Consider the following 22,550-nt stretch of genomic DNA (forward strand, 5'->3'; position numbering starts at 1 on the left):
CCGGTCGGCGGAGGCGCAAGTGGCAGACAGCGAGAGTGAGCAGCAGTCGCGTACCCGTGGCACCGCGTTTGGCCGTATGTGGCAGTGGCTGTCCTGGGAGGCGTCGGCGATCGGGCGCTCCGCCCGCCGCGCGATCGCGAGTCCCGGCCCCGAGCGCGACGTAGTCACGCAGTCCCTGAAGGCGGCGGGCGCCGCGGCCGCGGCCTGGGCGCTGACCGGCTGGTGGTGGCAGGCGCCGATGGCCCTGATGGCCCCCTGGACGGCGGTCGTACTCGTACAGAGCACTGTCTACCGCTCGCTGCGGTCCGGGGTGCAGCAGCTCATCGTCATCGCACTGGGCACCGTGCTGGCGGCGGGAGCGGCCAATCTGACGGGAAACACCATGACGGCGATGCTCCTGGTGCTGCCCGTCACCGTCCTGCTCGGCAACTACACGCGCTTCGGTGAGCACGGCCTGTACGCGCCGACCACCGCGCTCTTCGTGCTGGCATACGGGTCGCACTCGGGCCTCGACGTCCTGCACCGGCTCTTCGAGTCGGCCATCGGCGCGGTCATCGGGATCGCGGTGAACGCCCTGATCCTTCCGCCGGTCCACCTGCGCAGCGTCCGGGAGTCCCTGCGCAGGCTGCCTGCGGAAAGCGCGGAACTCCTGCACACCATTGCCGACGGCCTGCGGGAGGGGTACGGGCGACAGCAGGCGGAAGCCTGGCACGACCGGGCGCGGCGGGTCACGGCCATCCTCGGGGACCTGCGCGACGCGCGGCTGTGGACCCGCGAGAGCTACCGCCTGAACCCGGGCAGCCGGTTGCGCCGTACCGGCCCCGCACTGCCCCCGACCGAGTGGGACCAGGCCTGGGAACGGATCGCCGACCCGCTCGTGGCCCTCACACGCAACCTCGCCAGTACGGTCAGTGAGACACCCACGCTGAGGCCGCTGCCCGATCCGGTCCTGGCGCACCTGTCGGACCTCCTGCGGGCGGCGGGCGATGTGTGTGCGGCCGACCGGGCCGTCCTCGAAGGGCGGGGGGCGAGTGCGCGGAAGGAACGCGCGATCGCGCTGGAGTCCGCCTGGGCCGCGCACGGGCGGTTGAAGCGGCAACTGCTGAAGCAGGACAGCGAGACGGCCACGTCGCTGGGGGGCCTGGTCGCGGAGTCCCAGCAACTCCTTTACGAGCTCGCACCGGTGGACGGCGACGTCCGCGCACACGGCGACGGGGGCAGCGGGCAAAACCGGGGGTAAACCCAGACTTTTGGGGCACCCGGTGGCCAAAGGCTCAAAGACTCGAAGACCTCAACCACGATCAGGGGGTGCGTCATGGTCCTGAGTGACGTCCTCCAGTCGCGGGGCCAGACGCGTCGCCTGACCCTGCGCGGCACCGAGGGCGTTGTGGGTCGCTGCCGCGACTTCAGCCGGGAGGCGCTGGCCGACTGGCAGTGGATTCCCGCCGGCAGCGAAGAGGAGCGGGCGGTCGTCGACGATGTGCTTCTGCTGGTGTCCGAGATGGTCACCAATGCCTGTCTGCATGCCGGAGGGCCACAGGAGTTCGTACTGAACTGCACAGCCGACCGGCTGCGCATCGAGGTCACCGACGGCAGCCCCGTGCATCCGAAGCCCCGGCCGTCGGACGTGGCCGTGCCCGGCGGGCATGGCCTGATCGTGCTGCGGCGCCTCGCGCGGAGCTGGGGCTCGCTGCCTCGGGGTGGCGGCAAGACGGTGTGGGTGGAGGTGGCGGCGCCACGTGGCCCGGCGCGGCGGGGGGCGTAGCGGGCCCGCCGTCGTCCTCCGCGAGAAGCGCGTCACGCAGTGTCGTCAGGATGCGGGTGAGCAGCCGGGACACCTGCATCTGCGAGATTCCCATCCGCTCGCCGATCTCCCGCTGGGTCAGCTCCTCCACGAACCGCATGGTGAGGATCATCCGGTCCCGTTCGGGCAGTGTGGTCATCAGCGGCTTCAGCGCCACAACACACTCGACGGTGTCGTACGCACGGACCTCCTGGCCCAGGCAGCACTGCGCGAAGCCGACAGGAGCGTCCTCGAAGACCGCGTCGAGGGACCGGGCGTTGTAGCCGTTCGCCGCCCGCCGGCCTTCCCGGACCTCGCCCTCGTCCACGCCCAGGTGGGCGGCCAGCTCGGCGGCTGTGGGATCCCGGCCCAGCCCTTGCTCCAGGATGTCGGACGCCCGCGCGATGTCGATCCGGAGCTCCTGGAGGCGGCGCGGCACCCGGACGTCCCAGCTGTTGTCGCGGAAGAAGCGCTTGATCTCGCCCTCGATGGTCGGCAGCGCGAAGGAGGGGAACTCCACCGCGCGCCCGACGTCGAAGCGGTTGATGGCCTTGATCAGCCCGATGGTGCCCACCTGGACGATGTCTTCCATGGGCTGGTTCCGGTTGCGGAACCGCGACGCGGCGTACTTCACCAGGCTGAGGTTGATCTCGACCAGGGTGTTGCGGACGAACGCGTACTCCGGTGTCCCCTCCTTCAGTGCCGCCAGGCGCTCGAACAAGGAGTCGGAGAGGGTGCGCGCGTCCTGCGTGCCGAGAGTGTGCGGATCCGGGATGTCCGGAAGACCGGCCAGCCCGGAGGGCCGGGAGCCGGATGCGGTGGAGTCGGAGTCGGATTCGGGTTCACGGGTACGCAGGCGGCTGGACATGAGGCTCCTTCGACGCGCTGGGGGAACCGTCGTGCGAGCGTCCTGCCGATATCTTACCCAAATGGGCGTTTTAGTGCTCTTCGTCCTCGAGCTGTCCTCTAGCTCGCTTTGCGGCCCGCGAGCGGCGCCGTCTCTTCGCCGCTCCCCTTGCGTACGCCGTCCAGGAACTCCCGGATCGCGTCGGTGGACGTACGCAGCGGCTGCCAGTCGAGCTCCCGGCGCGCCCGGGACGAGTCGAGGACGGGCAGGCGCAGCACCGCGTCGAACAGGTGCGGCGACGCGGGCGCGAGGTGCGCACTCCAGGCCGCCGCCAGCGCGGCGCGGACCACTCCCGTGGGCACCCGCACCACCTTGGCCTCCAGCAGTTCCCCCAGTACCCGCGCGTCGACGACCGGGTCGGCGGCCAGGTTGAACGCTCCGCTCACTTCGCGCACTACGGCCTGCCGGTAGGCCTCGGCGGCGTCGTCGGTGTGCAGCGCCTGGAGGACGAGTCCCTTCAGATCGGGGACCCAGGGCAGCAGGTCCGGCCGCACCAAGGGCCCCGGAAGGAAACGTCCGGCGAAGATGCGCCGCTGCTCGCTCGCCGACGTCTCCTTGAACAGGAACGCGGGACGCATGCGTACGACGCGGACGTGCGGGTGCTCGTACTCGTAGGTGTCCAGCACTCGTTCGAGATAGGCCTTCTCGCGACAGTACGCGGCGTCCGGCCAGCCGTGGGTGGGCCAGGACTCGTCGACGCCCGGGGCCTCCTTCGGCCCGGGCGAGTACGCGCCGACCGACGAGGCGTGCACCAGAGCGGGCACTCCGGCGACCGCGACCGCCTTGAAGACCCTGATGGACCCGAGGACGTTCGTCTGCCAGGTGACGACCGGGTCGTGGGTCGGCTGGAAGCGCCAGGCGAGATGGACCACGGCGTCAGCGCCGGCGAAGTGACCGGCGAGCCCGTCACCGTTGTCGTCCTCGCCCAGGTCCACGGCGGCCCACTCGGTACGCGGAAGCGTCAGCTCGGGGACCCTGCGCGCCAGGCCCAGGACCGAGCCGACCTGTGGGTCGTCCGCGAGTGCGCGCACCACGCTGGTGCCGACATTCCCGGTGGCTCCTGTGACGACCACCCGCAGCCCTGTTGTCTCGTTCATGAGGCACTCCGTGATGTTGCTCGTCGTTGCCGTGCTCCGGACCAGGCGGACCTCCTTCGGGTCCCCAGAACAGATCGGGTGAAACGGGGCGACTACCGCAGGAGCAAGGTCACGGCGGCGCACGCCCCGCTCGCCGCACCGGCGCACACGACGGACACGGCCACGCAGCGCGTCTTGAGCTGTCGGTAGCGCTCCGCGTACTCGGCGCGCAGCGTGGTGGCGCGGGCCGCGATGCGAACCAGCGTGGCGCGCGAGGCGGCCAGACGCTCGGCCGTGTAGACCCGTTCGACATCCTCGCGCTGCGCGGTGGTCAGCCACGGCAACTGCTCGGTGAAGCGGCCGGCATGGCGGCGCGCTTCCGCCACCTCGGCACTCCACAGCAGGTAGCCCTCCAGTTGGGCCAGACCGCGGTCGCTCTCCATTTCGGGCTCCACGCTTCCCGCTCCTCCCTTCGTCCCCCGGACGGCGTCCTAACGCTGTCTGTCTCCCGGCGCCACTGTCGCGGAAGCGTCGGGGCGGTTGTGAGCCTGGTCGATGGCGGCGATCACGGGGTGGTGCAGGTCGAATGCCGGGGATTCGGAACGGATCCGGGGGAGCGTGACGAAGTTGTGGCGAGGCGGCGGGCAGGAGGTCGCCCACTCCAGCGAACGGCCGTAGCCCCAGGGGTCGTCGACCTTGACCGGCTCGCCGTACTTCGCCGTCTTCCAGACGTTGTAGAAGAACGGCAGCAGCGACATGCCCAGCAGGAACGAGCTGAGCGAGGAGACGGTGTTGAGAGCGGTGAAGCCGTCGGCGGCGAGGTAGTCCGCGTAACGGCGCGGCATGCCCTCGGCGCCGAGCCAGTGCTGCACCAGGAACGTGCCGTGGAAGCCCACGAACAGTGTCCAGAAGGTGATCTTGCCCAGCCGTTCGTCCAGCATCTTTCCGGTGAACTTCGGCCACCAGAAGTGGAATCCGGCGAACATCGCGAAGACCACGGTGCCGAACACGACGTAATGGAAGTGCGCGACGACGAAGTACGAGTCGGTCACATGGAAGTCCAGCGGCGGCGACGCCAGGATGATGCCGGTCAGACCGCCGAAGAGGAACGTGACGAGGAAGCCGGTGGCCCAGAGCATGGGCGTCTCGAAGCTGAGCGAGCCCTTCCACATGGTGCCGATCCAGTTGAAGAACTTCACCCCGGTCGGCACCGCGATCAGGAACGTCATGAACGAGAAGAACGGCAACAGCACCGCGCCCGTCGGGAACATGTGGTGCGCCCACACGGTCGCGGAGAGGCCGGCGATCGCGATGGTCGCGCCCACCAGGCCGATGTAACCGAAGATCGGCTTGCGGCTGAAGACCGGGATGATCTCGGTGACGATGCCGAAGAACGGCAGCGCGATGATGTACACCTCGGGATGGCCGAAGAACCAGAAGAGGTGCTGCCACAGGAGCGATCCGCCGACGGCCGGGTCGAAGATGTGCGCTCCGAACTTGCGGTCCGCCTCCAGCGCGAGGAGAGCCGCGGCCAGCACCGGGAACGCGAGCAGGACCAGCACACCGGTCAGCAGGATGTTCCAGGTGAAGATCGGCATCCGGAACATCGTCATGCCGGGTGCGCGCATGCAGATGATCGTGGTGATGAAGTTGACCGAACCGAGGATCGTGCCGAAGCCGGAGAAGGCCAGACCCATGATCCACAGGTCGGCGCCGACGCCCGGCGAATGAACCGAGTCGTTCAAAGGGGAGTACGCGAACCAACCGAAGTCCGGCGTGCCGTCCGGGGTGAGCAGGCCGCCCACCGCGATGGTCGAGCCGATGAGGTACAGCCAGTACGCGAACATGTTCAGCCGCGGGAAGGCCACATCGGGCGCGCCGATCTGCAGCGGCATGATCCAGTTCGCGAATCCGGCGAACAGCGGCGTCGCGAACATCAGCAGCATGATCGTGCCGTGCATCGTGAACGCCTGGTTGAACTGCTCGTTCGAGATGATCTGCGTGCCGGGACGGGCGAGTTCGGCGCGCATCAGGAGCGCCATGACCCCGCCGATGACGAAGAACATGAACGACGTGATCAGGTACAGCGAACCGATCGTCTTGTGGTCGGTGGTGGTCAGCCACTTGATGACGACGCTGCCCCGCCGGTGGGGGTGGACCGGAAGCTCGTCCTCGTAGCTCTCTTCCGGCTCCGGACCGGCCGGTCCTGCGGTGTCCATCGTCGTCATTACGACGTTCCTCCGGTCGACAATCGCGTGCGGCGGCCCGTCGGCCTCCTGCCCGGGAGCCAATCAGGCGCGCGGCGCGGATGCGCGACCGGCGGCTGGCACGTCGTCGATTTCACCCGTAGGGCCCCGGGCGTCGAAACCGTCAGGCGGGACCGGGCAGGGCGGAGCCGGTGGCACCGGAGGCCGGAGAGACGGGACCCGGCGGCTCGGGCGCCGGAGAATCCGGCGCGGGCGACTCGGGGGCCGGAGAATCCGGCGCGGGCGACTCGGGGGCGGGGGACTCGGGGGCCGGCTCGGAGGTAGGCGGTTCGGGCGAAGGCGGCTCATCCGTCGGCGGCTCCGTCGCGGGGGACTCGGTCGACGGTGACGACTTGTCCGGGGAAGGCGATGGGGAATCCGTCTCCTTGGTGGGCGGCGGAGTCGTCTCGTCCTTGTTGCCCGTGTCGCCCGCGTCGCGGGCGAACCACTCCTCCTTCTCCGGGTCGAACAGGACGAACTCGTCCACCGGCTTCGGCGCGGGCTGCACTGTCACGACGTTCGTGGGCCGGTACGCGGGCCACGGGTTGCCCACCCGCTTGGCCGTGCCCTCGATGCGGACCGGCGGGAGCAGCGGATTGCCGCACGCGCAGCGCACCCGGGGCACGCCGCGGGCGTCCACGAGAACGGCCGTGCCTGACTGCAGTACGGCCTGATAGGGCGTGGCAGCGCCGTTCCGGTAGCCGTGGTTGGTGACCCGGGTGTCCATCCGCAGCTGCACGGGAGTCAGCGACCGCAGATACGCGGGTACGCCGGTGGGCTCGATGTCCAGTACGGACGCGAACGCCTTGTTCTTGTCCTGCTGCGAGGTGAGTGCGGAGATCTGCTTCTCCACGTTGCAGCTGGCGACGTTCCGGGTCCCCCCGTACAGGCCGGGCTCGGACCCCTCCACCGCCCGGGTGACGTTGGTCTGTGTCGGCGATACGGTCGGCCGCACGCTCGGCGGTGGGGTCGGCGGCTGCGACGTCGCGGTCTGGTGCGCCGTCGACTCGGTGTACGGATCGGGCCCCGACGAGCCCGCGGTCTCCAGGAACACCTCTCCGCCCGCGACCGATCCGCTGTCGGGGCGTGTCAGTACGACGGTGACCACCACCGCGGCCACCAGAAGGGCGGCGATGGCGGCGACCCGGGGTACCGACCGCCACCAGGGACGGCCCGGGCCCTCGGGCCCGCCCGTACCGCCCGTACCGCCGGGACCACCCGGACCGCCGCCGCTCGGGGGGCCGGAGGGTGATTCGGGCGGGGGCGGCGGACTCGGTTCACCCGGTTGACCCGGCTGACCAGGGCGAGAGGGGCCCGAGAGCGGGCCGGAGGGGGGTCCTGTGGGGCGGCCGGACGGCGGCGGTTGGGCACTCACGGGCATTCTTCCCAACGTAGGGATTGGTCCCAGTTCGTAGTCTTCTTACCACTCTGAGTGCCTATTTTGTTCCTTGTACCCGTACGGCCCGCAAGCCGGCGCAGTCGGCCCTCCCCGGCGGCGGACCGCCCGTCCCGTGCTTAGCGTGGCAGCGTGAGCCAGCAGGAGATCAGCTACCAAAAGGGCGCGATGCGCGCCGCACACCTCTGGCGTGACGCCCTTGTGGCGGCGCTCGCCGGCCTGGCGGCCATGGCCGTCATGGCGACCCTCGGCCTGTGGGCCGCGGGCGCGACCGACCTGCCGGATGGCGGCTTCCCGCGCGTCGTCGCGGCCGTCGTCGTGATGGCGGTCGGCGGATCGGTCGACATCTCCGGAGGCGCCGGGGCGATCGCGGAGACGAGAGCCGACCTCTCGGCGCTGCCCCTCTCGGTGACCCTCGCAGGAGCCCTGGTGACCGCCACCGGCTTCCTGCGGCCGCTGCGGCACCGGGCCGTCGCCAGTACCCGTGAACTCGCCGGACGAGCCGCCCGGTTGGCGGTCCTGTGGGCCATCGGGCTCGTCCTTGTCTCGCTGCTCGCGCGGCACACGTTCCGGATCCCGCTGGGGGATCCGACGGACGGCCTCCTCGACGACTTGCTGGACGACGCCGCACCCGAGGTCGGGTTCCGGACCGACATCCCCCTCACCCTCGTGTTCGGACTGCTGTGGCTGGCGGGCCTCCTCATCCTGGCCCTCCTCGTGTCGCGCCGGGCCCCGCTCCCCGCCCGCCTGGTGCGCTACCAGGAGCCTGTACGCCCGGCCGCCTTCGCCATGGTGGCGCTGCTGCTCGCGTACGTCGCCCTGGCACTGGTCATCGCGCTCGTCGTCGTGGTGACGCACGGCCACCGCGCCGAGACGTTCGCCGTGATCCTTCTCGGACTGCCGAACCTCGCCTGGCTCGCCCTCACGGTGGGCATGGGCGCGTCCTGGGAGGGGAAGGTGGAGGGGCCCTTCGGGCTGCCGATGCCGCGCGTACTGGACGAGGTACTCCGTACGCGGGACATCTCCACCCTCAATCTCGGTACGCTCACCGAGCACGACGGACGGGCCTGGTGGCTGCTGGTCGCCGCCGCGGTCCTGGTGACGGCCGCCGCGTTCCTCATGGCGGTCCGCTCACCCGCACGGGTGCGGGCCTGGCAGCACGCCGTACACATGGCCGTCGGCCTCACCCTGACGGTGCTGATGATCTGTCTGGTCGCCAGGCTCTCGGCGCACTACGGCCTGTCACTGCTGGGCATCGGAGACTTCCTGGACCTCGGCAGCGCCCTCGGGGGAGAGGTCTCGCTGCGGCCGCGACTGTGGACGGCGCTCGGACTCGCGGTGCTGTGGGGACTGCTCACGGGCTTCCTGGGCAGCGCGCTCGCCGCCCGCGTGCACCGGCGGGGCGAGGTCGCGCCCAAGGCCCCCTGACAGCCCCTGCGCCCCCCGCTTACCGGACGTACCCGCGGAAGACCGGCAGCGCCCAACGGGGCGGCGCGGGCGGCATTCCGGGCGTGGCGGACCAGCCGTCGACGTGCGGGTCCGCGTGTGGCGGCGGACGGCCCTGCGGCCCGATGGCGGCCGCCGCCGCGGCGCGCAGCGCGGCCACGAACTGCAGGCAGGAGCCGTACCGGTCGTCCGGGCTCTTGGCGAGCGCCTTAGCCAGTACGTCGTCGACCGCGGCCGGGAGGTCGGGGCGCAGCCCGGTCAGGGGCGGCGGCGGGTCGAACTGGTGGGCCCACAGCAGCGCCATGTCGTCGTCGCGCTGGAAGGGCGGCGTCCCGGCCATGGTTTCGTGTACGACGCAGGCGAGACTGTAGACGTCGCATCTGCCGTCCACCGGGCGTCCGGAAATCTGCTCCGGCGCGACGTAGTCGAGCGTGCCGACGAACTGGCCGACGGTGGTGAAGCCGGTCAGCGACAGCGACTTCTTCGTCAGGCCGAAGTCCGTGAGGTACACGTGCTCCGGGTGGTCGCTGTCCGTACCCTCCGCGACCAGGATGTTGCCGGGTTTGACGTCCCGGTGCACGAGGTCGTGGTCGTGGGCGGCGTCGAGCGCGGACGCCACCTGCGCGGCGATCCGGGTCGCGGTCGCCAGCGGCAGCGGGCCCTGCCGGTCGAGGAGGTGGCGCAGGTCCTGACCGGCGACGAAGCGCATGGCGATGTAGAGAACACCGTCGGTCTCACCGGCCTCGAACACCGGCACGATGTGCGGATGGTCGATCGCGGCGGCCACCCGCGACTCGTGGGTGAACCGCCGGCGGAAGGTGTCGTTGCGCGCGAGTTCGGGCGCGAGCAGTTTGAGGGCGACCGTACGGTCCAGGCGCAGGTCTTTGGCGCGGTAGACCACGGCCATGCCGCCGCGGCCGATCTCGCTCTCCACGAGGTAACCGGCGATCTGGCTGCCGAGCAGCTCGGACGGCCTTCCGGCCATGCCGGATTCGCGCGGGGCGCGTGCCATTACCCGTCACCGGGCCGGGTGGGCGGATGCGGTGCGGCGCGGTCGCCGGGCTCGACAACCCGCGTCGGCTCGCCGCCACGGGCACCGTCGCCGCGGACCTCGTCGGAACGCGCCGCCCCATCACCCACGACCCGCGTGGGTTCCGGTGGTGCGGGGGCGCCGCTGCGGGGCGGTCCGTCTGGGTCGGTGCCGACGACCCGCGTGGGCTCGGGTGGTGCGGGGGCGCCGCTGCGGGGCGGCCCATTGGGGTCGGCGTCGACGACGCGCGTGGGTTCCGGTGGGGGCGGCCGGGAGGCGTCCGGGGCGGCGGGGGTGACCACTTGGGTGGGGTCCGGAGCCGCCACCGTGGGCTCCGGCGGGGCGGTGGGGGGCCGGTCGGCCACCTGGGTGGGTTCGCGGGGCGGGGCGTTGCTGTTGCCCGGGGTCGACGAGGTCGCGTACGTGATGAGGTGCGTGCCGTCGCAGTACACCCAGCGCTCGTGCTCCGCGTCGTACAGCCACACCGACTCGCCCTCGACCACCAGCCCCACCCGCAGCCCCCGCGTGCGGCGGCGGAAGCCCTCGCCGTCCGTGCGGCCCGCCGTCAGGTCCTCCGCCGCCCGCCGGTACTGACTCAGGGACTCCTCCACGCGGGCCAGGAGTGGCCGTGGGTCCGCCGTACGGGCGCCTGGTTGTCCGGCGACCGGAGGCTCCTGCGGTACGGACACGAGCAGCCGGCCGTCGACCCACGCCGACCAGCCGTTGGCGCAGAGGATCTGCCCCCAGTCGCCGCGCCGGCTGATCAGCTGGACCGGAAGCAGCGGATCGAGCGGTTCGGTGGGCCGGGACATGTCCGGCGCCTCCCAGGCGGGCAGCCCGCTCTGGGGGACCACATGCGTGGGACGGAAGTCGGGAGTCGTCATGGCGCTCCGTTCCTACTTCCGCATGATGGCGGGCTCGTGCCGCCGCAGCAGTTTCGCGACGGCGTACCCGAAGACGGCCGAGAGCACCACCAGCATCCCCAGGTTGAGCAGCCACACGCCCGCGGAGTGTGCGAACAGCGGGTCCGCCGTCAGGTCGCCCGGAACGATCCTGCCCAGTTCGACGGTCCCGGCCATCGCTGCCAGCGCCCACCGCGACGGGATGAGCCACGCCAGCTGCTCGACCCCGGCGACCCCGTCCAGCTTCAGCAGCGCGCCGCAGAACACGACCTGGACGATGGCGAGGAGGACGAGCAGCGGCATCGTGACCTCCTCCTTGCGCACCAGCGCGGACACGAGGAGACCGAGCATCATCGCGGTGAACGACAGCATCGCCACGGCCACGGTGATTTCGGCCAGCGGCGGCATGAGCACCCCTTCGCCGCCCGGTGCGTTCAGGTCCACGCCGACCAGCGCCACCAGGGTCAGGACGACGGCCTGGAGGACCGTGATGGTGCCCAGGACCACCACCTTGGACATCAGGTACGCCGATCTGGAGAGCCCGACCGCACGCTCCCGCTGGTAGATCACCCGTTCCTTGACCAGCTCACGCACCGCGTTGGCGGCGCCGGTCAGCACACCGCCCACACACAGGATGAGCAGGGCGTTCATCGCGGTTTCCTGCGTCAGTCTGGAGCCGGCGAGGGCGCGGGCCATCGCGCCCATGACGAACGGCAGGGCGATCATGATCGCCAGGAAGGTCCGGTCGGCGCTCAGCGAGGCCGCGTACCGCCGCACCAGCGTCCTCAGCTGCGCACCCCAGCTCCGGGTCCGCGGTGGCGGCGGCGTGACGACCTCCGGCGCCGAGGCCTGCGGCAGGAGCGGCTGCGCGGTGGCGTTCGCGACGTACTGCCGGTGGAAGGGCGAGCTGAGGTACTGCCCCGCCCAGTCGCGTTCGCGGTCGTTCTCGAAGGCCTCGAACGCCTCCGGCCACTGCTCGAACCCGAAGAAGGCGAGCGCGTCCTCGGGCGGCCCGTAGTAGGCGGTCTTCCCGCCGGGCGCCAGCATCAGCAGCCGGTCGCACACATCCAGGCTCAGCACGCTGTGCGTGACGACGATGACCGTACGGCCGTCGTCGGCGAGGCCGCGCAGCATGTGCATGACGGAGCGGTCCATGCCGGGGTCGAGCCCGGAGGTCGGCTCGTCGAGGAAGAGCAGCGACGGCTTCGTCATCAGCTCCAGGGCCACGCTGACCCGCTTGCGCTGGCCGCCGGACAGGCTGTGGATCGGCTGTGAGGCGCGCTGTTCAAGGCCCAGCTCGCGGATGACCTCGGTGACCCGCTCCCGCCGTTCGCTCTTCGCGGTGTCCTCGGGGAAGCGCAGCTCGGCGGCGTAGCCCAGGGCCCGGCGCACGGTCAGCTGCGCGTGCAGGATGTCGTCCTGCGGTACGAGACCGATGCGCTGGCGCAGCTCGGCGTAGTCCCGGTACAGGTCACGGCCGTCGTACAGGACCGTGCCGTGGTCGGCGGGCCGCAGCCCGGTCAGCGCGTTCAGCAGGGTCGACTTGCCCGCTCCGCTCGGCCCCACGACCGCGAGCAGGCACTTCTCGCCGACGGGGAAGGACACATGGTCGAGGAGCGTCTTGCGGCCCTTGTCGACCGAGACCGTCAGGTCCTGTACGTCGAGCGAGACCTCGCCCGTGTCGACGAACTCCTGGAGTGTGTCGCCGACCAGGCAGAACGCGGAGTGTCCGATGCCGACGATGTCACCGGGGGAGACCCGGGCGACAGTGACGGGCTGGCCGTTGAGGAAGGTCCCGTTGTGACTGCCGAGGTCGGCGATCTCGTACGTACCGTCGGGATGAGCCCGCAGCTCGGCGTGTCTGCGCGAGACGATCAGGTCGTCGACGACGAGGTCGTTGTCGGCGGCTCGGCCGATGCGTACGGTCCGGGCCGGCAGCGGCCGTACGGTGGTCGGCTGCCGGAAGGTGCCGGTGGCCGACGGCATCGAGACGGCGGACGGGCGCTCGGGCGCGGAGGGCGGGGGCTCGCGTCCCAGGAGAACCGCGCGGGGCCCGTCGGCGGGGCTTCCGAAGCGGATGACGCTGCCGGGGCCTACATCCCACTCGTGGATCCGTCTGCCTTCGGCGTACGTGCCGTTGGTGCTGTGCTCGTCCTCCAGCGTCCAGTGGTCCGCCTCGGGGCGCAGCACCGCGTGATGCCACGACACGCGGGCGTCGTCGATGACTATGTCACTCGTAGGGTCGCGCCCGACGTGGTAGTCCCGGCTCGGGCTGATCAGCGTGGAGCCCGCCTCAGTTTCGAGGACGAGCTCGGGCGGAGTCGGCGCGACAGGCGACTTTCCCATGTTCGAATTCTATCTTTTCGTCCTGATTTCTGCCCGCCAGACGGGCTGGGCCCCGGCCGTGTACCGGCCGGGGCCCAGGGGTGGGTTCGGGCTGCGGAGCATCAGCCCATCGGGCCGGCGTCCGCGGACCGACGGCCACGGCCGCGACCACGGGCGGCGTCGGCTCGGTCGGAGACACCGGCGTTCATGGCTGCCATGGCCAGGCCGAGTAGCAGTGCCACGCCTCCGACGATCACATTGTTGACGATGCTGCGAGTGGTGTCGACATTGCCTGACACGACCCATGGAGCGACGATCGTCCATGCGCCGATGGCGGTGGCGGCCCATGCCATGGCGTGAGTCCGCTCGTACGCCGAGCCGAACCCGCCCATACACAGGGCGTAGGCAACACCGGTGATCAGGTTGCAGACGGCCAGGGTGGTGAGGCCGTTGAACCCGACGATCCACGGAGACGCCGCGAGGAACACACCCGTCAGGATGGCGAGTGTCTCGATCGCCTGGGCGCGGGGAGTGGTGGTCGCCCGCTCGAACCGGGAACGCATCTCGGCGACGTCGGGGTGTTGCTCAATGCTGGGATGAGTGGTCATGACCGGCTGCCTCCCATAGAAGCCTTTATCCTGCCTTTACCCCCACATATAACGCTCAATCGGCCATTCCGGTCAACGGGTCGGCGAGGTGGGATCGGGGCTCTGGCTACGCTGGGGTCCGTGTTCACCTCCCAGGGACCCACCTTCCGCGAACTGACCGTGCAGGCTCTCTCCTCCATCGAGCGGGGCTATGACCTGCTGGCCCCGAAGTTCGACCACACCCCCTTCCGCACCTCCGACCGGTTCCTGGACGCGGTCGCCGGCGCTCTGGCCCCGCTCGGCCCCTTCGACGCGGGGCTCGACGTCTGCTGCGGCACGGGGGCGGGGACGCGCATGCTGCGCCCGCTGTGCCGGGAGCGCGTCACCGGGGCCGACTTCAGTGCCGGGATGCTGGCCGCCGCCCGGGAAGCGTCCGACGACGGCGAAACGCCCGCTGTGGAGTGGGTGCGGGCCGACGCACGCGCCCTGCCCTTCCGTCAGGAATTCGATCTGGCGGTGAGCTTCGGGGCGTTCGGGCATTTTCTGCCCGCCGAGCGGCCCGTGCTGTTCGCCGGAGTCCACCGGGCGCTGCGGCCCGGCGGGCTCTTCGCCTTCCCCATCGGCGCGCCGCAGCGCATCGGTTCGCGGCCGTACTGGACGCTGCTCGGCTTCGACGCCGTCATGCGCGTACGCAACGCGCTGTGGCGGCCGCGATTCGTCATGTACTACCGGACGTTCCCGCTGAGTGGCGTGCGGGACGACCTGATCAGGGCCGGATTCACGGTGCGGCTGCAGCCCCTGGAGGAGTTCGGCCGCCGCGGCGACGGAAGCCCCAACTGCCGCCTGGTAGTGGCCCGGAAGGCGTGAGTGGCCAGGGGCCGGCAGCTCAGTAGCCCTTGGGTGGCCGGCTCGGGTCGGCCTGCTGGACCCGCTCCGCGAAGTTCGACCCGGACCGGTTGACGCCGTACCGCGCGCGTACGTAATTGATCGTGGCGCACATGCAGGCCACCACGTCGTAGGGCGTGGTGGCCGTGCCCTCCTGGTGGTACTCGGCGAAGGTCGGCGGGATGCACTGCGTGGCGCCGCGCGAGCAGTTCTGCGGGTGCCCGTCGGCCATGACCGGGCCGTGCGCGTTGGAATCTGTGGTGTTCACCCGCCAGCGCGGGTGGTTGGACGCGGACTCGCGCAGCGCGATCGTGACCAGCGCGGGCACGCCGTACTCCGGGTCCATGCCGGTCAGTTCACAGGCCCGCTGCGCGTACGTACGCATGGCGGACTCGCCGGATTCGTCGTCAGGATCCTGATAGGTGACTTCAGACAGCTCCATGCCGGTTTCCTACCCATGTCGCTGATGACCTAGACGGACCACATATGGCGAAGTGGCTTTGTGTAATGACTGTGTTACACCAGCGAATCTACACATCGAATACGCACGCGGCACACCATCTCCCAACAGGTCCGCCGGTTCTGACCTGCGGATACGCCCCTCTGAACGGGAATGTCCTATTCGGTGTCACCGCAGCCGCCGGGCGCTCGCCATTCACGTCGGGCGATCCCGTGAAGATGCTGTCACCAAGTCATGAACGGACGTGCACGCCACGGTAATTCCGCGCAGTGATGAGCAGGGCCGGGCAATGACTTGATTGGCTGTCCAACGCGCATACGTGCTTTGATCCTTCGCACTGGAGGCCTATCCGTCAGGGGCGGTCCCCGGTTATTTCGAAATATCCACGCGAAGGGAAACTCGCAACATGAACTTCTCCCAGGTAGCGACCCAGGAAATCTCCGACAACGACCTGGACAACGTGTCCGGCGGCCTCCTCGGCGGCGTGGTCGGCAACGCCACCGGCGTCCTGAACTCCGTCGTCCCCGTCTCGGGCATCGCGGGCTCCGCCATCGGCACCGTCGAGGGCGCCACCGGCCTCAACACGGGCGCCGTCACCGGCCTCGCCACCGCCACGGTCGCCGGCGTCTGATCCCTCCTGTGCCGGTGAGCGGCACGGGACATCAGCAGTGACTTACGGCCCGTCGGCCACCCCTCCTTGCCGACAGGCCCGGTCGTACGCCCCCGGATCCACCCAGGGTCCGGGGCGTACGGCCGTCCGGAAATACCTGACAGCCCATTGCAGTTGAGGGAAGAGTGTCGTGCAGTTTCGCCAACAGGCGCTTTCCAAGCTGCAATCGCCCGAAGAAATCGATCTGCCGGTGCGATTCGCCCGGCCGCAGGGCCTGCTTGTTCTGATCGTCACGATCATCGTCATGGCCGCCTCGGCCGTCTGGGCCGTGGCCGGCACCGTGTCGTCCACACTCGGCGCCCCCGGAATCCTCACCCACGCCCAGGGCAGTTACGTCCTGCAGAGCCCCGTCGCCGGCCAGGTCACCGCCGTACTCGCCCAGGAAGGCGAGCGCGTTGCCGCCAACGCCCCCCTCCTCAAGGTCCGTACCGCGCAGGGGGACGCCGTCGTACGCACGATCGCCGCGGGCCGGCTGACGACGCTCGTCGCCGCCATCGGCTCCGTCGTGACCACCGGGGCGGATGTGGCGGCAGTGGAACGGGTGCAGAACGCGGACGACCCCCTGATGGCGACGCTGTACGTACCGGCCGAGCGCGGGTCCACGGTGCCCGTCGGCGCCAAGGTGGACCTGACCGTCCAGTCCGTCGCGACGCAGCAGTACGGCGTACTGCGCGGCCGGGTCAAGTCCGTCGGCAGGACCGCCCAGACCCAGCAGCGCATCACCGCCTATCTCGGCAGCAGCCAGCTCGGCGAGGAGTTCTCGAAGCAGGGCCAGCCCGTGTCCGTACTCGTCGAGCTGGACCGCTCGGACGCCTCCAAGTCCGGCTACTCCTGGTCCACGTCGGGCGGGCCGCCGTACGCCGTCGAGTCCATGACCCTCGCCTCCGGCGCCATCCACCTCGCCGAGCAGCATCCGATCGATTGGCTGCTTCCGTGACCGCACCGAACAATTCCGCGGCCCCGCCGCAGCAGCAGTTGCCGCCGGCGGGCCGCCGCAGGCACCGCCCCGAGGCTCCGGCGGGCGGGCGCCGCCGTGCGAAGCCCGTACAGGTCAAGAAGCGCAAGGCCGTCCGTACGCCCACGGTCCTCCAGATGGAGGCGGTGGAGTGCGGCGCCGCCGCGCTGGCCATGGTCCTCGCCCACTACGGCCGCCATGTGCCCCTCGAAGAGCTCCGCATCGCCTGCGGGGTCTCGCGCGACGGCTCGCGGGCCAGCAACCTGCTCAAGGCGGCCCGTAGTTACGGTCTGCAGGCCAAGGGCATGCAGATGGAGGCGACGGCGCTCGCCGAGGTCCAGGCGCCCGCCATTCTCTTCTGGGAGTTCAACCACTACGTCGTCTATGACGGCATGGGACGCCGCTTCGGGCGCAGGGGCTTCCACATCAACGACCCCGACAAGGGCCGCCGTTTCGTGCCGACGGAAGACTTCGACACCAGCTTCACCGGAGTCGTCCTCGTCTTCGAACCCTCCGCATCCTTCCGCCGCGGCGGCCGCAAACCGGGCGTCATGAGCGCCGTCCCCGCACGCATGCGCGGGACCACCGGCACGCTGCTCGCCGCGCTGCTCGCCAGCCTGCTGCTGGTCGCCGTCGGCGCGACGGTGCCCGCGCTGAGCCGTACGTACATCGACATGTTCCTCATCGGCCAGCAGACATCCATGCTGGGGCCGCTCTTCGCGTCGATGGCCGCGATGGTGGCGCTCACCGCCGTGCTGACCGGTCTGCAACAGGCGAACCTGCTGCGCGGCCGCATCATCTCCTCCACGCTCAGCAGCGCCCGGTTCCTTCGCCACCTGCTGCGACTGCCCGTCACCTTCTTCGCGCAGCGCAGCCCGGCCGACCTCGTCCAGCGCCTCCAGTCCAACGACGCGGTGGCCGAGACGCTGGCGCGCGACCTCGCGGCGGCGGGGGTCGACGGGGTGGTCGTGATCCTCTACGCCTTCCTGATGTGGTCGTACGACCCCCAGCTGACGTTCGTCGGAGTGATCGTCGCGCTGCTCAATGTGGTCGCGATGCGCATCGTCATCCGGCTGCGGGCCACACACACGCAGAAGCTGCGCGCGGACAGCGCCCGGCTGACCAACACGTCGTACACCGGCCTTCAGCTGATCGAGACGATGAAGGCCACGGGCGGCGAGAACGGGTTCTTCCGCCGCTGGGCGGGCCAGCACGCGACCACGCTCGACGTGCAGCAGCGGCTCGGCGTACCGAGCGCGTTCCTGGCCGTTGTCGCGCCCACGCTCGCGACGCTCAACAGCGCGCTCATCCTGTGGATCGGCGGACTGCGGGCCGTGGAGGGGCACATCTCGATCGGTCTGCTCGTCGCCTTCCAGGCGCTCGTGGCGCGCTTCACCGCGCCCATCAGCCGCCTCAACGGCGTCGCGGGCCGTATCCAGGACTTCGCCGCCGATGTCGCCAGGCTCAAGGACGTCGAGAGCTTCCCGGTCGATGTCCTGTACTCGCGGCGCGAGCCGGACGAGTCCACGCGCAGGCTCAAGGGCCATGTGACGCTCGAAGAGATCACCTTCGGCTACAGCCCGCTCGACAAGCCGCTGCTCACCGGCTTCTCGCTGGCCGTCGGACCCGGCCAGCAGGTGGCCCTCGTCGGCGGGTCGGGCAGCGGCAAGTCGACCGTGTCGCGGCTGATCTCAGGGCTTTACACCCCCTGGGAGGGGACGATCCGTATCGACGGACAGCGCCTGGAGGACATCTCCCGCAGCGCGCTGGCCGCCTCGGTCTCCTTCGTCGACCAGGACATCTTCCTCTTCGAGGGCACGGTCCGGGACAACGTGGCGCTGTGGGACCCCTCGATACCGGACGAGGCCGTCGTCGCCGCCCTCCAGGACGCCGCCCTGTACGACGTGATCGCGCGGCGCCCCGACGGCATCCACAGCCGCGTAGAACAGGACGGCCGCAACTTCTCCGGCGGCCAGCGGCAGCGGCTGGAGATCGCCCGCGCGCTGGTCAGGCGGCCGAGCGTCCTCGTACTCGACGAGGTGACGAGCGCACTCGACGCCGAGACCGAGCGGATCATCATCGACAATCTGCGGCGGCGCGGCTGCGCGTGCGTCGTCATCGCCCACCGGCTGAGCACGGTGCGCGACAGCGACGAGATCGTCGTACTCGACCACGGCACGGTCGTCGAACGCGGCCGCCACGAAGAGCTGGTCGCCGCCGGCGGAGCGTACGCCGAGCTGGTCAAGGAGCACTGACACCATGTCGTCCGTACACCCGACCCCACACCCGCCCCCCGTCGAGGCGGGTCACGCACAACTCGACGCGGTGACCTACGCGCTGGGCGGTCTCGGCGCGCCCGTCGACTGCGCCGGTCTGCGCAGCCTGGCGCTGGAGGGGCCGCAGGTGCTGTGGCTCGTCGTGGGCGGGGCCCTGGACCTGTTCGCCGTCGACGCCGTCCAGCAGGGCCACTGGCACTTCCTCGGCCGCCTCGAAGCGGGAGCGCTGCTGCTCGGCCCGGTCGAAGGCCCCCAGCACACGCTGGTCGGCAGGCCGTCGCAGGACTGCCTGCTGCGGCGGATCCCGCTGCGCGAGCTCTACCGGCAGCCCGAGTACGCCCATGGCTACGCCGATCCCTACGCCGATCCGTACGCCGACACCCATGCCGGATACGAGAGCCCGCTCGACCACGCCTTCGCGCTCGGCATCGGGCGCAGCCTCGGCGTGCTGTTCCAGGCCCCGCTGGACGGCCGTCCCGACATCGACGGCCCGGTGACCGACGACGACATCCTGTGGATGCCGGTGTCTCCCGGCAGCGTGCAGTACGGCGCCTCCTACAGCGCGGATGCCGTGGGCGACCTGCTGATCGAAACCGCGATGTGGCAGCAGCTGGTGAACCAGCAGTACCGCCTGCTGTCCGCCGTCGACCACTGGATCGAAGACCTCGAACGCGCCCACGAGGACCGTACGGCCGCCGGCATCAAGGCGGGCGCGGCCGTCCGCGCGCGGGCCGACGAGGCGCTGGTCGCCTCCATCGGCCGCCCGGACCGGTCCGGGCGCGCGGCGGCGGGCACGCACCGCGCCACCGACGACGCCACCTTCGCCGTCTGCCGCCGGGTCGCGGAGGCGGCCGGGATCACCCTCACCGAGCCCCCGAAGGGCGGCGCGGTCAACGACCGCGTCACGCCCGTCGACCGCATCGCCCTGGTCTCCCGCGTCCGTACCCGCCCGGTGCGGCTCGACGGGCGGTGGTGGCGGGCGAACTCCGGCCCCCTGGTCGGCCACCGCGCCAAATCGGGCGCGCCCGTCGCGCTGCTGTGGCGGCGCGGTCGGTACGAGGCGGTGAACCCGGCCTCGGGCGTGCGGATCCGTATCGGCAAGGACAACGCGGACGACTTCGAGCCGCGCGCGGTCATGTTCTACCGGCCCCTTCCCGAGCGGCCCCTGACCCTGTGGGGCCTGCTGCGCTTCAGCCTCCGCGACACCCGCCCGGACGTGCGGAACCTGCTCCTCAGCGGTCTGGTGACGGTCGGCCTCGGCGGTCTCGTACCGATCGCCACCGGCCAGGTGCTCGGCGTGTACGTACCGAACGCCGAGACGAGCCTCATCGTCCAGGTCTCCGCGGCCGTCATGATCACCAGCATCGTCACCGCGTCCTTCATGCTGCTGCAGAACCTCACCATCCTCCGCATGGAAGGCCGCATCGAGGCCGGCCTCCAGCCCGCCGTCTGGGACCGGCTGCTGCGACTGCCGACGAAATTCTTCACCGAGCGGTCCACCGGCGAACTCGCCAGCGCGGCCATGGGCATCAGCGCCATCCGCAGGGTGCTGTCCGGGCTCGGCCCGGTGGCCGTACAGGCGAGCACGGTCGGTGCGATGAACGTGGTTCTGCTGTTCTGGTTCAGCGTGCCGCTGGCCCTGGCCGCGATCGCCATGCTCGTAGTCATCGGCGGCGTGTTCCTGGGGATGGGCCTGTGGCAGGTGCGCTGGCAGCGCAAGCTCGTCGAGCTCGGCAACAAGCTCAACAACCAGGCGTTCCAGACCCTGCGCGGACTGCCCAAACTGCGGGTCGCGGCCGCCGAGAGTTTCGCGTACGCCGCCTGGGCCCGCGAGTTCGCCCGCTCGCGCGAACTTCAGCAGCGCGCCGGCCGCATCAAGAACCTGACCACGGTCCTCGACGCCATCTATCTGCCGTTGTGCTCGCTCATCATGTTCATGCTGCTCGCGGGGCCGGCTCGCGGCAGCATGTCGGCCGGAGCGTTCCTGACCTTCAGCACGGCCGTCACCATGCTGCTGACGTCCGTCACCCAGCTGAGTGGCGCGCTCATCTCCGTCGCCGCCGTCCTGCCGATGTTCGAACAGATCAAGCCGGTCCTGGACGAGGCACCGGAGGTACGAGGCACCAGCGCGCAGCCCGGCACCCTGTCCGGCGGCATCGAAGCCAGGAAGCTGTCGTTCCGCTACACCGACGACGGCCCGCTGGTGCTCGACGACGTGTCGCTCGAAGTGCGCCCCGGCGAATTCGTGGCGATCGTCGGACCCAGCGGCTGCGGCAAGTCGACCCTGCTGCGGCTGCTCATCGGCTTCGACAAGCCGGTCTCGGGCAGCGTGCTGTACGACGGCCAGGACCTGGCGGCGCTGGACCAGTCGGCCGTACGCCGTCAGTGCGGTGTCGTCCTCCAGAACGCGCAGCCGCTGACGGGATCGATCCTGGACTGCATCAGCGGTGCCGAGGTCTTCTCCCAGGAAGAGGTGTGGGAGGCCGCCGAGATGGCCGGCCTGGCCGAGGACATCCGGCGCATGCCGATGGGGCTGCACACGATGATCGCCGGCGGCGGCGCGATCTCGGGCGGGCAGCGCCAGCGCCTGATGATCGCTCAGGCTCTGGTACGCCGCCCCCGTATCCTCTTCTTCGACGAGGCGACCAGCGCGCTCGACAACGAGACGCAGCGCATCGTCATGGCCAGCACCCGCAGGCTGAGCGCCGGCCGCCTGGTCATCGCCCACCGGCTGTCCACGGTCATGGACGCCGACCGGGTGATCGTCATGGCGGACGGCAGGATCGTCGAACAGGGACCGCCCGCGCAGCTGCTCGCCGACACGGGCGGCCGGCTGCACGAACTCGTTCGGCGCCAGCTGGCGTGAGGCCGGCCGCTCAGTACAGCGCCTTTAGCATCTCCTCGGCCAGCGGGCCGGCCGAGGCCGGATTCTGGCCGGTGTACAGATTGCGGTCGACGACCACGTGCGGCGACCACGGCTCGCCCTCGCGGAAGTCGGCGCCGAGCTCCACGAGGCGGTCCTGGAGCAGCCACTTCGCCTTGTCCGCGAGGCCCGCCTGGCTCTCCTCGGCGTTGGTGAAGCCGGTCAGCCGGTAGCCCGCGAAGGGGGAGCCGCCGACGGCGTTCCCCGTGGCCAGCAGGGCGGCGGGCGCGTGGCACACCACACCCAGCGCCTTGCCCGACGCGAGAGCGGCGGTCAGCACCCTGGCGGATGCGGCGCTGACCGCCAGGTCCTCCATCGGGCCGTGGCCGCCGGGGTAGAAAACGGCGTCGTAGTCGGCCGGATCCACTTCCTCCAGCTTCAGCGGCTGCTGAAGCTGGGTGAACGACGCCAGGGCCCTCACGACCCGGTCGGCACCCTCCGGGCCGCCGTTGACCTCCGGGGCGAGGCTGGCCCGGTCCACGTTCGGCACGACGCCGCCGGGCGTGGCGACCACGACCTCGTGGCCCGCGCCGGTGAACGCCTCATAGGGGGCCACGACCTCCTCGGCCCAGAAGCCGGTGGGGTGGGCGGTGCCGTCGGCCAGGGTCCAGTGGTCGGCGCCGGTCACTACGAACAGGATGTTCGACATTGAGCTCTCCCAAAGTTAGGGCTTGCAGAGAATT

The 22,550-nt window shown here is 70.5% G+C and carries 19 protein-coding genes and 1 pseudogene; 8 read left to right on the forward strand and 12 right to left on the reverse strand.

Annotation, left to right across the window (positions count from 1 at the left end):
* Positions 1–19: 19 nt before the first annotated feature.
* The gene (locus J7E96_RS20430; RefSeq protein WP_308296052.1) at positions 20–1,240 is read left to right on the forward strand and encodes an aromatic acid exporter family protein; all 1,221 of its coding nucleotides are present in this window, start codon (positions 20–22) and stop codon (positions 1,238–1,240) included.
* A 51-nt stretch (positions 1,241–1,291) separates the two neighbouring features.
* Here J7E96_RS20430 and J7E96_RS20435 read toward each other — a convergent pair whose 3' ends face one another.
* Positions 1,292–1,525: a hypothetical protein gene (locus J7E96_RS20435; RefSeq protein ID WP_215133099.1), complete on the reverse strand. Its 234-nt coding sequence runs from the start codon at positions 1,523–1,525 to the stop codon at positions 1,292–1,294.
* Here J7E96_RS20435 and J7E96_RS38875 point away from each other — a divergent pair.
* Positions 1,502–1,765 (forward strand): ATP-binding protein, encoded by a 264-nt coding sequence (locus tag J7E96_RS38875; protein ID WP_374196703.1) that lies wholly within the window; start codon positions 1,502–1,504, stop codon positions 1,763–1,765. The genes J7E96_RS20435 and J7E96_RS38875 overlap by 24 nt on opposite strands.
* 13 nt (positions 1,766–1,778) lie before the next feature.
* Here J7E96_RS38875 and J7E96_RS20440 read toward each other — a convergent pair.
* The 5 genes and pseudogenes from J7E96_RS20440 to J7E96_RS20460 form a co-directional block, all read right to left on the reverse strand.
* A pseudogene (locus tag J7E96_RS20440) lies at positions 1,779–2,651 on the reverse strand (SigB/SigF/SigG family RNA polymerase sigma factor); the annotation flags it as partial.
* Positions 2,652–2,749: 98 nt separating this feature from the next.
* Entirely contained in the window at positions 2,750–3,787 is a 1,038-nt protein-coding gene (locus J7E96_RS20445) for an NAD-dependent epimerase/dehydratase family protein (protein WP_215133101.1), read from the reverse strand.
* Between the two features lie 92 nt (positions 3,788–3,879).
* Positions 3,880–4,221 (reverse strand): hypothetical protein, encoded by a 342-nt coding sequence (locus J7E96_RS20450; protein ID WP_215133102.1) that lies wholly within the window; start codon positions 4,219–4,221, stop codon positions 3,880–3,882.
* A gap of 36 nt (positions 4,222–4,257) precedes the next feature.
* On the reverse strand, positions 4,258–5,985 hold the full coding sequence (ctaD, locus tag J7E96_RS20455) for a cytochrome c oxidase subunit I (protein WP_215133120.1): 1,728 nt from the start codon (positions 5,983–5,985) through the stop codon (positions 4,258–4,260).
* 151 nt (positions 5,986–6,136) lie between these two features.
* A complete protein-coding gene (locus J7E96_RS20460; protein WP_374196702.1) occupies positions 6,137–7,123 on the reverse strand; it encodes a DUF6777 domain-containing protein in 987 nt (328 codons plus the stop codon).
* Positions 7,124–7,576: 453 nt separating this feature from the next.
* Between J7E96_RS20460 and J7E96_RS20465 the strand changes: the two genes are divergently transcribed.
* Positions 7,577–8,836 carry a streptophobe family protein gene (locus tag J7E96_RS20465; protein ID WP_215133121.1) on the forward strand — a complete coding sequence of 420 codons (1,260 nt, stop codon included), beginning with the start codon at positions 7,577–7,579 and terminating at the stop codon, positions 8,834–8,836.
* Between the two features lie 19 nt (positions 8,837–8,855).
* Here J7E96_RS20465 and J7E96_RS20470 read toward each other — a convergent pair whose 3' ends face one another.
* The 4 genes from J7E96_RS20470 to J7E96_RS20485 form a co-directional block, all read right to left on the reverse strand.
* Positions 8,856–9,866: a serine/threonine-protein kinase gene (locus tag J7E96_RS20470; protein WP_215133104.1), complete on the reverse strand. Its 1,011-nt coding sequence runs from the start codon at positions 9,864–9,866 to the stop codon at positions 8,856–8,858.
* A complete protein-coding gene (locus J7E96_RS37540) occupies positions 9,866–10,768 on the reverse strand; it encodes a hypothetical protein (protein ID WP_251070183.1) in 903 nt (300 codons plus the stop codon). The genes J7E96_RS20470 and J7E96_RS37540 overlap by 1 nt, the downstream gene beginning before the upstream one ends.
* A gap of 12 nt (positions 10,769–10,780) precedes the next feature.
* Positions 10,781–13,132 carry an FHA domain-containing protein gene (locus J7E96_RS20480; RefSeq protein ID WP_215133105.1) on the reverse strand — a complete coding sequence of 784 codons (2,352 nt, stop codon included), beginning with the start codon at positions 13,130–13,132 and terminating at the stop codon, positions 10,781–10,783.
* Positions 13,133–13,233: 101 nt separating this feature from the next.
* Entirely contained in the window at positions 13,234–13,719 is a 486-nt protein-coding gene (locus J7E96_RS20485; protein ID WP_215133106.1) for an SPW repeat protein, read from the reverse strand.
* 120 nt (positions 13,720–13,839) lie between these two features.
* Between J7E96_RS20485 and J7E96_RS20490 the strand changes: the two genes are divergently transcribed.
* Positions 13,840–14,565, forward strand: coding sequence for a class I SAM-dependent methyltransferase (locus J7E96_RS20490; protein WP_215133107.1), 726 nt, complete (start codon positions 13,840–13,842; stop codon positions 14,563–14,565).
* Positions 14,566–14,584: 19 nt separating this feature from the next.
* Here the strand turns inward: J7E96_RS20490 and J7E96_RS20495 are convergent, their stop codons facing one another.
* A complete protein-coding gene (locus J7E96_RS20495; RefSeq protein ID WP_215133108.1) occupies positions 14,585–15,025 on the reverse strand; it encodes a hypothetical protein in 441 nt (146 codons plus the stop codon).
* A 424-nt stretch (positions 15,026–15,449) separates the two neighbouring features.
* Between J7E96_RS20495 and J7E96_RS20500 the strand changes: the two genes are divergently transcribed.
* The 4 genes from J7E96_RS20500 (at position 15,450) to J7E96_RS20515 (ending at position 21,810) form a co-directional block, all read left to right on the forward strand.
* Positions 15,450–15,674, forward strand: coding sequence for a type A2 lantipeptide (locus J7E96_RS20500; protein WP_215133109.1), 225 nt, complete (start codon positions 15,450–15,452; stop codon positions 15,672–15,674).
* Positions 15,675–15,843: 169 nt separating this feature from the next.
* On the forward strand, positions 15,844–16,650 hold the full coding sequence (locus tag J7E96_RS20505; protein ID WP_215133110.1) for an HlyD family efflux transporter periplasmic adaptor subunit: 807 nt from the start codon (positions 15,844–15,846) through the stop codon (positions 16,648–16,650).
* Positions 16,647–18,923, forward strand: a complete 2,277-nt coding sequence (locus J7E96_RS20510; RefSeq protein WP_215133111.1) for an NHLP family bacteriocin export ABC transporter peptidase/permease/ATPase subunit — start codon at positions 16,647–16,649, stop codon at positions 18,921–18,923. Before J7E96_RS20505 ends, J7E96_RS20510 begins: the two co-directional genes overlap by 4 nt.
* Positions 18,924–18,927: 4 nt before the next feature.
* Entirely contained in the window at positions 18,928–21,810 is a 2,883-nt protein-coding gene (locus J7E96_RS20515) for an NHLP bacteriocin export ABC transporter permease/ATPase subunit (RefSeq protein ID WP_215133112.1), read from the forward strand.
* A gap of 10 nt (positions 21,811–21,820) precedes the next feature.
* Here the strand turns inward: J7E96_RS20515 and J7E96_RS20520 are convergent, their stop codons facing one another.
* The gene (locus J7E96_RS20520; RefSeq protein ID WP_215133113.1) at positions 21,821–22,516 is read right to left on the reverse strand and encodes a type 1 glutamine amidotransferase domain-containing protein; all 696 of its coding nucleotides are present in this window, start codon (positions 22,514–22,516) and stop codon (positions 21,821–21,823) included.
* Positions 22,517–22,550: the final 34 nt, after the last annotated feature.

The organism is Streptomyces sp. ISL-96 (genome assembly GCF_018614035.1).
Classification (GTDB): domain Bacteria; phylum Actinomycetota; class Actinomycetes; order Streptomycetales; family Streptomycetaceae; genus Streptomyces.